This is a genomic window from Pseudobutyrivibrio sp. (assembly GCF_015057185.1).
Lineage (GTDB): Bacteria > Bacillota > Clostridia > Lachnospirales > Lachnospiraceae > Pseudobutyrivibrio.
Genome location: NZ_SVEV01000002.1, coordinates 110,796 through 123,361, shown reverse-complemented (window position 1 = coordinate 123,361; position 12,566 = coordinate 110,796). Strand labels below are relative to the sequence as shown.

The window sequence follows — 12,566 nt, the reverse complement described above, 5'->3', positions numbered from 1 at the left end:
AGGATGAAATATGTCCAAAACAAAGAAACAAGCACCTAAAGCTATCAGCAAGAGACTTACTCTTGTATTTGCTACTTTGCTTGTACTTAGTACTCTTTTAGCCGAAGGTATAGCAACAGGATTCGGCTACAACATGATTATTGACCTGATTGATACTTCTCTAAAGAACGAAGTTTCTGCTGATGCAGGAATGGTTAATAGAGAATTAAATTCCACATTCTATTATCTAAATGGTATTGCAGATTCTGTTGAACGTTTAAATTTCGAAGATGATTCGCAGATTATGGACTACCTCATGCAGACCGTAGGACGTTACGATATGATTCCTACTGGTGCATACTTAGCATTAGAGGATGGCTCATTCTTCTATCCTTCTGACCCTACATTCCAAATGGACGGCATTACCGAAAAGCCTTGGTACATTGAGGCCATGGGCTTTGATAATTCCTGGTTCTATTACTATGACGTTCCTTATTTTGATACAGTTACAGGTCAACTTTGTGCAACTGTTATCAGACATGTACAACTTCAAGATGGACGTGAAGGATGTTTCGCCTGTGATTTATTTATGGGAAGCGTTCAAGAAACATTAAATAATGTAAAACTGTACAAATCTGGCGGTGTTATGATGATTACAAATGATGGATTGATTCTAACCTATTCAGATACATCCGTTTGTGGTACCTCTATTGCTGATAATCCTAACGACTCATTCTTAGCCGGAACAGAAACATTCCTTCAGGAAGAAGATGGTGTTGTTAAAACAGTAAAGGCAGGCGGTACTAGATATTACATGGTTTCTAATACTGTTGAAGGAACTGATTGGCAAGTTATTGCATTTGCAAAGGTGCCAGAGGTTCTTGCTACACTATATAAAATCATGATTATTCTTGCAGTGTTTACTGTAGCAGCTGTATTAATCGTAGTATTTGTTATGATTCGTGTTCTTTCAAATATGATTAAAAAGCCTGTCACAGCACTTACTGAGAATATCGAAAAGATTGCTAATGGTGATTTCACCGTTGATATCTCATCTAAAGGCGACGATGAGATTGCGTTTATGAATACTGCCATGGGAGATTTCGTAAATGGAATGCGTGATAGTCTAAACGAAATCAAAACTGTTTCACACAATCTTCTTGCGGACGCACAAACCTCAAAGGATACGGCAGAAGATTTGGAGTCTGCTGCTAATAATCAATCTGCTTCAATGAATCAGATTAGTGAAAATATCGACCATATGGCACATGCGGTAACAGAGGTAGCAGAAAATGCCACTATTCTTGCACAGACAATTGCTGATGTTACAAATGACGAGGAACAGATTGAAGCCACTATGCGTGATTTAGTAGAGAAGGCTGATGTTGGTCAGCAGGATATGAAGTCTGTTTCTGAAGGAATGGATCATATCGTTGCTTCTATGAGCGATATGGCTGATGCGGTAGCTAGTGTTGATGACGCTGCTCAGCAGATTACACAGATAGTTGATTTGATTAACTCTATTTCTTCTCAAACCAACTTATTATCATTGAATGCAAGTATCGAAGCAGCTAGAGCTGGTGAAGCAGGTAAAGGCTTTGCCGTTGTTGCGACTGAAATCGGAGCTTTGGCAAACAACTCTGCTGATGCAACAAATCAGATTGCAGATATTATCAAGCAAATGTCCGACAGAGTAAAGGACCTTTCTGAGAAGTCTGAAGCCAACACAGAACTCATTAACAATAGTGCTGAGTCTATCAACTCCGCTGCAGATACATTCTTAGAGATTACCACTGAGCTTGGTGCTGCATCTGCCACTCTCAATGACATGGCTGAGCAAATGCGTCAGGTTAACGATGTTGCTACAAATATGGCTTCTGTTTCCGAAGAACAATCAGCAGCCACTCAGGAAATCGCCAATAACGTTGATACTGTTACAGCAGCATCCAAGGACGTTGCCGCTTCCAGTGAAAAGGTTGCAATGGCTGCAACATCAGTATCTAATGCAGTTGATACAATCAATGATAATTTAACTAGATTTACAATTGATGCTTCTCAAAAAATTCTAGATAATATCGAATCGTAGATTAGGATGATACAGGAAAAGCCACCGGTGCGGTGGCTTTTCTTTATTCCTTCTCTAAAACCCATGTTATTTTTTATGTCTACGTGGATATTTAAAATATTAGGGATTATACACGTAGAGAACTGCGTAAAATGGATTAAGTGAGTATTATCTCGGATTAAATTATCCGTATTGCGACACACAAATACACATGTGAGTATGTATATATCGATATATTAGGTCTACATCTATATTCTGAATGAAAAACTACGTGTATCTTATTAGGTTAACTGCATTTCCACGTAACTTTCCGAAATAGGTCATGTAGTTATGCCACACCACACTTCAAAATAATCCTTTGTTTTTTCATAACATCTATTACTACCCATATGGTAGAATGTTGTTGATAAACAATGTGTAATAATCTGAGATTCAAAGGAGCTTAATTATATGCCTATCACCAATTCTAAGATAAAAATAATTATTATTGTAATTGCCATACTAATATTATTGATTTGTGGGATTTTTGCTTTTTTATCCAAGTCTAATTCAAATGACATAGATAAATATCTGGATCTTGGTGGCAAATATTTAGAAGAACAGGATTACGACAATGCTATCGCAGCATACACAGAAGCATTGAAAATTGATGATATGAGTATAAATGCATACATTGGTTTGGCTGATGCATATATTGGCAAAGATGATGTTGAGAGTGCATTGGCGATTTTAAACAACGGTTATGATTTAACTGGTTCTAACGTAATCTTAGATAAAATCAATCAAATAAAACGATTAAATAACGACAGTAATGAATCAAATCCATCCTCTTCAGAAGACGCAGACTGGGTAGATTCTCTCATAATTTCATTTACTGCTGATAGTATTTCTTTGGGTCAATCGACAATAGATGAAGCCCAAGCGGCCTACAGTAGCCGTAGTGACTATAAATCAAATTTAATGAACGAAGATACGTACGATACAGTATATTCAATGCCTTACTTCGATAATCCAAATAGCGGTCATGACGAAATGGAATTTGGTTATCTATTCTCTGCCCCGGTTGATACAAATATTATATCTTTTATTGCTGTTAATGATTCAAGTATTACTTGCTCTGATTCTATAAAAATTGGAGATGATATAAACAGTCTATTGGCAAATATCTCCTGTCCACTATCAGTTGATGAAATAAACGATACAAACAACACATACACTTCATCGACAGGTAAGTCTTTGTCTATTCAACACGAAAATGGAAGTATACTGCTGAAATACTCAGATGGCGAAAAATATATAACCTTTGATATTAGAAATGGTTCTTTATATGGAATAGCGATGGGTTTGGAGTAGATTGGATGAATTAAATAGTAAAACTATAATAAAAGGCGGTCCAGCTAAATGCTGAATCGCCTAAATTGTTTTTTATTATTAAATTATTCCTCAACTACAATCATACCTAATCTGAGTTTTTCTATATTCTCATCATTTATAAAAGGATGATTGTCTTCATTATCATAGCATGACCATGTTATGAATTCTGTTTCATTTGAATGCTCATCTATAACGTCATTATATTCTTGCTCTGATACTTCTTTGTCATCAGCTCCGATAAAATATTTGGTTTCTTCTGGTTCATCCTCATATTCATATGGATAATATGTATAGGTATATGCAACTCTTTCCCACTCATTATCATCATTAATTTTAAAATAAACTTCAGCGGTATACCCCATATGTCCAGGCTCTTCATCCATCATAAAATTATTAAATTTCTGATAGAACGTAGTATTATAGGTACCAATTGGACCTATACTATACACTGTTCCGTTATCGTATTTTAATATATAAATATTTGATCCATGAACGGCTTCTGTAGTTCCATATATTAGTTCAGGAATATTATCCTCATCTATATATACCAACGAAAATACAAGTCTATTTGTTTCTTCAAAATAAAAATCCTCGTATTCATACTCACCAACTTGAAATTCCCAGCCAAAATCGCATGTTTCAAGATAGTCTGCATATGCCTTATATGCTTCAAGTATAGTGTTTGTTTCTTCTTGTTTTTCAATTAGTCTTTCATCCTGAGTGTTCTCGTAACCAGCCTTCAAAATTGCATCTGCTTCTTCATACATTCCCATTGCAATATAAGCATCTGCTGCACCTAAATATGCGTCAATATTCTTCGCATCAATTGCGATAACGTCCTTGTATGCACTCAAGGCTTCTTCATAATTTCCTTCTAATAAATATTTATTTCCCAAATCTAGATTTGCTGAAATTTCAGCGGTCTCACTTTTCATATTGAAAAATAAGAATCCATCAACAGATGCCGCAACAAGATTTAGGCAAATTAATAATGCTATAATTATTTTTCGTTTCTTTGTCATTCTACAATATCCATCTCTTAATTTTTATCGTTAGTAAAGAGTATATCGTATTCTCAGCTATTTTCTACTGATAATCTACGGAACCAATCACATTTCCATCAGCATCATATTTTATATAACCAGTACATATATCTCCATCATATGAATAGACAATTCTACCAGAAAATACTAATTCGCCTTCTCCACTATCGTAATTACGATTATATGAACATGATTCTGTCATATTTCCTTCTTTATCATAAGAATAAGTTATTGACCACTGTATATCACCATTCTCATTTTCACCTGTACGTTTTACTACATTTTCATCATTATCATATTCAATATATATAGTTTCAGTATATCTTTCATTTTCAAAGCCAAGATGATTCTGGACTTCTTTTACACATAAATTATCATCATAAAAATAATTCGTTTCTGAAACTTGTCCATCATGATAAGTCCACTTTGAATATGTCATAAGGTCATTACTATATTCAGACTCTATCAAGGTAAGATAATGCTCTTCTCCAGAAGCTCCGCTACTTACAATTGCATTTCCATTTTCATCATATTTATACTCAATAGTTTGATCTAAACTTCCATTTGGATTGTATCTTGTTACTGATGATACTCTACCATCGTGCTCATAATCATATGTATTTTCACAATACCCTAAAATGGAACCATCTTCGTCATAGAAAGTTTCTTTATAAATTCGACCATCAGAGTCAGAGATATTTCCACTTTCCAGCATCTCTATTTTTTCAGCTAAACGCTCATCGCCTGTTTTGTCGTAGCCTTCCTTAGCAACCTCTAATGCTTCATCAAACTTCTCTGTACGAATTAATACCTCAATCTTACCTAAGTATGCTTCAACACACATATCGTCGATTTCAAGGGCTTTGTCATAAGCTGCTAGAGCTTCGTCAAAGTTAGCTTCATCAAGATATTTATCACCAAGGTCTAGATAATGCTCGAGCTTTTTTCCTTTGCCTCCAAATAAAAAGATGCCTCCTACAATTAGTGCCAAAAGCACTATGGCCACTATGATTATTAGCTTTTTATTATTCTTCTTTTTGTTCTCAGGAATATTGCCCTCATTTAAATATGCTGAGTCCATTAGTACTCCTATTCTTTATTTACATGTTTTAACCATTTCTAAAACATCAGGTATATCATATGTTAAAGTCTCATAAACAATTTTCAAATCAACATGACCATAGTCATGTACTATTTTATTTCTTAACCCAAATATATCTTTCCATGGAATGATAGAATTCTTGTTTCTATATTCCTCTGAAAGTTTTCTTGCATTCTCTGATATTTGAATAAGTCTGAACATCATAGAGTCCTGTAGAATTTCATTTTCTTCAAACTCTGGCTTAGTCACTCCAAGCATATTTCTATTGATAAACTCCAAATCTGTTTTCATTCTATCTAGATAATAAGGGTCATTTTTTACATTATCCATATATCTTAATTCCATCCTTTAATATTTCATTTAATAATTCAGGATTATCGACAAGCTGGTCAGAATCTAACAAGTCTACTTTTTTCTTTAAGGATTGGCTTATTCGTTCAACAAGTCCATAAAATTTTATTCCTTTTACTGTCGATGAAATGAGTAAATCCACATCACTATCATCCTTAGCTTTATCTTTTGCATAAGATCCAAATAAATATGCATACTCAATGTCATATTCCTTGAAAATCTCTGTGCATTTGTTTTTTATTAAATCTAATGATAGTATTCCATGATTTTCATCAACTATATTTAACTTACTAAGTTTCTCAAGCATATATGAATATTTTATAGTATCAATCTTATCAATATCATTTTCATATGATTTGTATGATCTTAATGATACATTTAGATACTCTGCCGCCTGAGTCTGGGTATACCCAATTTCCTTTCTAATCTCTTTTAATGTTTCAGCCATATGCGCCTCCTATTAATGAGATTATACTACACATTTGCACTTTATTAAACAACAGGTGCAAAATTTGCCCTTCCTTGCAAAATTATGGTGTAATTTTTGCACCTTGCTTTTAAGTTTGCACTTTTATAAGAAAACTACCCACACTACTTATTTACTGATAATCTATAGAACTCATAACATTTCCATCACCATCGTAAGTGACTGATTTTATCAATGTCCCCTCATCGTTATATACGCTTTCTGTTCGATTTGTTAACGAAAAACTATCATTTTGTTGTCCAGTGGTAGTATTATAATCTTTGGAATAATGAGCATATTCTACTTCATTTCCATTCTCATCATAAGAAAATGTATCATATCCTATGATTTCACCATCTTCATCTGAATAGGTTTGTTTTATAATTTTGTTATCGCTGTTATATTCATAAGTACGTATAGTTATTACCGGCTCATTATTATCATAATAATGAGAATCAACTTCCTTTACGCATAAGTCTCCATCGTAATACCTATCTACCTCACCACCACCATGAGAGCCTAAATATTCATACGAACAATGCGTAATATTTCCATTTTCATATGTATTATGATACTCGATAAGGGTCCCCTCCGGATGTACAGTACCATAGGTCACTAATCCAAAGTCTTTATCGTCATACTCGCACTCTACAGAATGTGCTTCTTTTCCATTAGCATCATAATGAATCGCTTTTAATGATCTGCCATCATGTTCGTAATCATATGTATATTCGTTGTATCCTAAAATAGTGCCATCTGCATCTCTAAATGTTTCTTTATAAATTCGCCCTTCTGAGTCAGAGATATTTCCACTTTCCAGCATCTCTATTTTTTCAGCTAAACGCTCATCGCCGGTGTTGTCATAGCCTTCCTTAGCAACCTCTAATGCTTCATCAAACTTCTCTGTACGAATTAATACCTCAATCTTACCTAAGTATGCTTCAACGCACATATCGTCGATTTCAATGGCTTTGTCATATGCTGCTAAAGCCTCATCAAAGTTGGCTTCATCAAGATATTTATCACCAAGGTCTAGATAATGCTCGAGACTTTTTCCTTTGCCTCCAAATAAAAAGATACCTCCTACAATTAGTGCCAAAAGCGCTATGGCTATTATGATTATTAGCTTTTTATTATTCTTCTTTTTGTTCTCAGGCATATTGCCCTCATTTAAATATGCTGTATCCATTACATACTCCTATTCTTTATCATTTATATTTTATTTAAATTGACATCTAATCAAATGCTTGGTAGCCTATGTTCATGACATCAATAATTTATATTTCAATAATAATTGCATCCTATATAGTCAGCGCTTATGCAACTACTGATATATCACGATTAGTCTCAGATTCGTATCAAAAGTATTTTACTTTTGATTGCTATTGCCCAGCATGTAATCATAAACTATCTGCTGCAGATCAGTTGCCAATTTTTTCATTCTACATTAATGGTGGAAAATGCAAGTATTGCAAGAGTCCTATTCCAAAAATCGATCATATTCTCGAAGTAGGCATTTTTTTATTCTTCACATTCGTAAATACGATATTTAAGTATTCCTTCACAGCGTTACTGATTAATGTGGTAGCTTATGAAATTTTGAAGGTAACTATCATACTAATAAAGAGACCTCGCAAAATTAGATTCGTTCGCTCTGCGATAGTCTCTTTGTTTAGCAATGTATTTATATTTGGATTTCTTGGATTCTTTTATTTGTTATTGGAATTATGATTACCTCGGTGTATTATAATCCTCTTATGATACTCAAGTAATCCTGCCTTTGATCCACCACTGCGTAAATAGTAACTTGTTTTTTATTATCATCGACTTTATAAAAAACAAGGTCTTTTTCTAGAATCAAAACGAGGATGCTGCTATGCTAGGCAACCACGCCTCGCCGTGCAGCTCTCAGAGCTTGTTTCATTTTCATCTTAATCAGCTCTCAAAAAAACCGAGTGTTTTCAGCATTTCTGTCGCTTTCTTCAGATAATCCTTATCTGTTATAGACCATTTAAATCCTAGTCTGTACAGAGCCTTTACAGTAAACGCATTACTGATTTCATTTTCGCTTCTGATCTCATCATCATCCAAGTTATAATCAACCAGTGGTGCGACGAACTGATTACGCTTTTCATCAGCCACAGCTTCTTTCAAACGTCGGTTGAAATCGGTCTCATCGATTACGGAGATATCAAACCCACTTTCTTTAAGTGCCTCAATGATATCACCCATTTCTATCGTGTGTGAATTGTAGGCATGAAATACCGTGAACTTCCTGTCAACAGAAGCAAGCAGCACAACTGCCTTTGCAACCTCATCTATTGGTGAGAGCTCATCCACCTCATCCATCTGCTGCATCGGAAAACTCTTCATAAAAACATATGCCCTTATGGTGTTCATAAAGTTGTTCGTACGGAAATTGATTTGGAATTCACCATCCACATGTCTACTCATAAGATTTCCAAGACGTATTATCTTGCCATCAAGTTCTCCGGATGCGATAGCACTCAGGATATGTTGTTCTGCAAGATATTTGGAATAGACATAGCTGTTGGACTCAACATCCTGCCCGAATTCAAGACGTTCTTCCGTAAGAACACCTTCCCCGCTCATGCCTTTTAGGTTGTCCCCGGCAACCGACACGGTGGACATCTGTACAAGCCGTGCCTTCTTTTTTGTACACAGAGCAATTAAATTATCCACCCCGTATACATTGATGTGTTTTAAAAATACCGGATCTGCAAAATGTTTGACACATGCAGCGCAGTTTATCACGGTGTCAAAATCAAGTCCCTCGAGCTTCTGCATACATTTATCATCTGTTATATCGCCTTCGATGACAACAATCCTGTCATCGTTTATCTTGTCCTCATACTCATCAAAATAATAAAAGAAAGTTGATGCCAGTCTGTTTTGTACCGGGCCCCTGCCTTTTCTCACCAAGCAGAATATCTTTTTCACGTCACTGTACAGGAGTTCATTTACGATATGCATGCCAAGAAATCCCGTTGCACCAGTAACGAGTACATTTTTAAGAGTACCAGGTTTTATCTCATCCACGTACCTTGCGTTATTGTATCTGAGAGCATCAGACAGGTCACCTTTTTTCTCCAGTTCTTCCTGTTTCTCCGCTGATGCTTCCGTGACTACAGACTCCTCACCGAACTTCTCCTCCACAAGCTTTGACAGCTTCTCTACCGTAGGATTATTAAACACATCCTGAAATACAATTGGAATATTGTCCGTTATTGCAGCCATCATCAGTCTGGCTGCTGTGAGCGATGTCCCTCCTAGTTCGAAGAAGCTCTCATCGATACCGATATTCTCAAGCCCCAGCGTCTTCTTGAAGAGTGCAAGGATTTTCTTCTCCGTCCGAGTTTCGGCTTTTTTGAGTATCCTGTTCGGTTCGGTACCCTTTATTTCTGGAAGGGATTTCTTGTCAATCTTTCCGTTTGCGGTTAATGGCATCTCGTCAAGCTGCATAAATGCCTGCGGAACCATATATGCTGTGAGCTTAGAGGAAAGGTGCTTCTTCAGTAAGTCAATATCAATTATATTGTCCGCCGTGAAGTACGCTGCCAGGTATTCAGTCTCTCTTTTTGCAACGATTACGATGCTAGACCTGATACCCGGGTATGAGTTTAGAACGCTCTCTATCTCGCCAAGTTCCACGCGAAGTCCACGAAGCTTGACCTGATTGTCAATTCTTCCGTGATACTCTATCTGTCCATCAGGCAGGATTCTGACAAGGTCACCCGTCCTGTAGGCTCTCATACCAAGCATCTTGATAAAACACTTTTGCGTAAGATCATCACGTCCGATATATCCTCTTCCTACGCCGTCACCGAGAATCACAAGTTCTCCGACGGCACCTGGAATCTGCAGTCGCCCGTCACGGTCTATGGTGGCAGCCTTCACATTAACATTTGGCATGCCGATGGTGATATTGTCGTTTTCAGTTATCACCTTCATGGTACAGCTTATGGTCGCTTCCGTAGGTCCATATCCGTTCATGATATGGATATCGGGAACTATCTCTGTTAGCTTTGTAAACAATGCTGCAGGAAATGCTTCGGCTCCAAGATCAATGGCCTTAAGTCCGTAAACTGCTTTTTGAAATACCTCCATGTCCAGCATGTTCATAATATAACCCGGCGTACAGCTCATAACATCCACATGATTTTGTATCATGAGCTGTGAGATACGGTAAGGATCCATTATCTCCTCATGGGTTGCTAGCACAACCGTCATCCCGTTCGCTAACGGGACGAACTCCTCCATGACGGAAAAATCAAATGTAAGGGCCGCTATTGCAAGGCTTGTATGACCGTACTGTGTATACCCCCTGATTTCGTGATTTTTCTCGTTATCATCAACAAAGTTTACGAGGTTTTTGTTGGTAAGCATCACACCCTTTGGTGTTCCGGTTGACCCCGACGTATATATAACATAGGCAAGAGCATCATAAGGAACATCGACATTAAGATCAGACTTATCGTATTCTGCAATGGCATCTTCTACGCTTATAACCGTGATTCCTGTCCTTCTGACAGATTCGAACAGTTGGGCTCTACGCTCCAGTATGGCATTTTCGGTGATAATCAGCTTTGCTCCAGAATCCTTCAGAATAAAGCTTATACGCTCCTGGGGATATTCCGGATCTATTGGAAGGAATGCACCGCCACCTTTTAACACGCCTTGTCTCATAACGTATGCGAAGCTATTCCTATCCGCCACAACAGCAACTATCGATTCCGGTGCGACACCGTTTTCTCGAAGCATATGTCCGACACAGTTTGCTTCCTCATTCAGCTCACCATATGTTAGACTCCTGTCTGCTGCAATTAAAGCTGTTTTTGAAGGATTGGCGGCAGCAGCGTCCTGCAGCAATCTGTATGCAGGTCTTTCCTTAACAACAAATGCTGTGTCATACAAATTCTTAATAGTATCCTCTTGTTCTTTTGTAACAAGAGATATGTCACTTAACTTTTCCTTCTTCAGCATCTCCGCTATCACATTATCGAGGGTTGCACAGAACCCGTTTATCGTGTAAATGCTGTAGCAGGCAGGATCATACTCGAAGGAATACAGTATTGCATCATCCATTAAGGCTATATCAAGGCCGAACGGTGCTTTCGCCTGGGAAACAGGGAGTTCGGTTTCTAATGCCTTACCGCCGCAAAGTGTAATCTCCGGTTTACGCTCCCCTTGGTACGCAAATAGTACATCGGCACTTATCCCATAATCCCTGTGAATCTCAGCAAAGCTGACAATATCATTTACCATGGCGTTCACAAGATAAGACTGACATTCCTCAACATAAGAAAGAACCGATTTCTCGCGGTCTGCAACAAGAAGTACGGGCAGAGTCTTTACGAACATCGACACTGACCGCTCAAGCCTTGGATCAATCCTACCATTATATATGGTTGCAAATATGGCGCTTTCGCTTCCAGTGTATGCTTTCAGTGCCAGACCGAATGCCGAGGTGAAAAAGGCGTTCGTGGTTACGTTGTTTTCTGCACAGTAATTACGTACCACCTCAGCCGATATACTTCCTTGCCGCTCGTCTGTTGCTATCGTCTCTGTTGAATCGGTTTTTTCATACAGCGGTAGGGTCACGGCGTCGCACCCTTTTAAGATGCTATCATACCAAGATTTTGACACCTGGTACTGAGGAGAATTTCTCATCTTTTCTTCATCAACCGCCCTGTCAAAACCCGTGTACTTTTCGGCTGCCAACGTTTTTTTATCATATGCGTCGTTAATGTCATCAAGAAGTATACTAATTGAACTTCCGTCACTTATTATGTGATGTGTATCAATGAAAAGACTCTTTCTGCCTTCATAATCAAACAGGTCGAATCTGTACAAAGGTTCCCTTGACAGAAGATCAAAAGGTCTTACAAGTTCTTCTAGTTTCGGCTCATAGTTCTTTACAGGATATGAAGAAACTGCCGGAATATTTTTTACCGCAAAAATATCTCCGTTTTCTCCTTTTTCAAATGTCACAGACAGGCAGGGATGTGCCTCGACAACTTTACAGAGTGCATCTGCCAGTCTTTGCATATCAACCTCTGTATCAAGTTCGTAAAGGCAAGGTATGTTATAGATAGTGGAGTCAGGAAATTTGAGCCAGTCAAAATAGATTCCTAACTGTGTCTGGGTAAGCGGATATCTTTCCAT

General features: G+C 37.4%; 9 protein-coding genes. 3 read left to right on the top strand and 6 right to left on the bottom strand.

Annotated features, from left to right (window positions below; genetic code table 11):
- Positions 1-10: 10 nt before the first annotated feature.
- Positions 11-2,065 (top strand): methyl-accepting chemotaxis protein, encoded by a 2,055-nt coding sequence (locus E7276_RS02040; RefSeq protein WP_294213109.1) that lies wholly within the window; start codon positions 11-13, stop codon positions 2,063-2,065.
- A 429-nt stretch (positions 2,066-2,494) separates the two neighbouring features.
- Entirely contained in the window at positions 2,495-3,397 is a 903-nt protein-coding gene (locus E7276_RS02035; RefSeq protein WP_294213108.1) for a tetratricopeptide repeat protein, read from the top strand.
- A gap of 83 nt (positions 3,398-3,480) precedes the next feature.
- Here the strand turns inward: E7276_RS02035 and E7276_RS02030 are convergent, their stop codons facing one another.
- The 5 genes from E7276_RS02030 to E7276_RS02010 form a co-directional block, all read right to left on the bottom strand.
- Positions 3,481-4,440, bottom strand: a complete 960-nt coding sequence (locus tag E7276_RS02030; protein WP_294213105.1) for a tetratricopeptide repeat protein — start codon at positions 4,438-4,440, stop codon at positions 3,481-3,483.
- Positions 4,441-4,504: 64 nt separating this feature from the next.
- Positions 4,505-5,542, bottom strand: a complete 1,038-nt coding sequence (locus tag E7276_RS02025; protein WP_294213102.1) for a tetratricopeptide repeat protein — start codon at positions 5,540-5,542, stop codon at positions 4,505-4,507.
- 15 nt (positions 5,543-5,557) lie between these two features.
- Positions 5,558-5,893, bottom strand: a complete 336-nt coding sequence (locus E7276_RS02020; protein WP_294213099.1) for a HepT-like ribonuclease domain-containing protein — start codon at positions 5,891-5,893, stop codon at positions 5,558-5,560.
- Complete coding sequence (locus E7276_RS02015; RefSeq protein ID WP_294213097.1) at positions 5,886-6,362, bottom strand: nucleotidyltransferase domain-containing protein; 477 nt, start codon at positions 6,360-6,362, stop codon at positions 5,886-5,888. Before E7276_RS02015 ends, E7276_RS02020 begins: the two co-directional genes overlap by 8 nt.
- A gap of 151 nt (positions 6,363-6,513) precedes the next feature.
- Positions 6,514-7,569, bottom strand: coding sequence for a tetratricopeptide repeat protein (locus E7276_RS02010; protein ID WP_294213094.1), 1,056 nt, complete (start codon positions 7,567-7,569; stop codon positions 6,514-6,516).
- Between the two features lie 68 nt (positions 7,570-7,637).
- Between E7276_RS02010 and E7276_RS15155 the strand changes: the two genes are divergently transcribed.
- The gene (locus tag E7276_RS15155) at positions 7,638-8,111 is read left to right on the top strand and encodes a prepilin peptidase (RefSeq protein ID WP_442960436.1); all 474 of its coding nucleotides are present in this window, start codon (positions 7,638-7,640) and stop codon (positions 8,109-8,111) included.
- Positions 8,112-8,315: 204 nt separating this feature from the next.
- On the opposite strand, the gene E7276_RS02005 is transcribed toward E7276_RS15155, so the two are convergent.
- A complete protein-coding gene (locus E7276_RS02005; RefSeq protein WP_294213093.1) occupies positions 8,316-12,566 on the bottom strand; it encodes an amino acid adenylation domain-containing protein in 4,251 nt (1,416 codons plus the stop codon).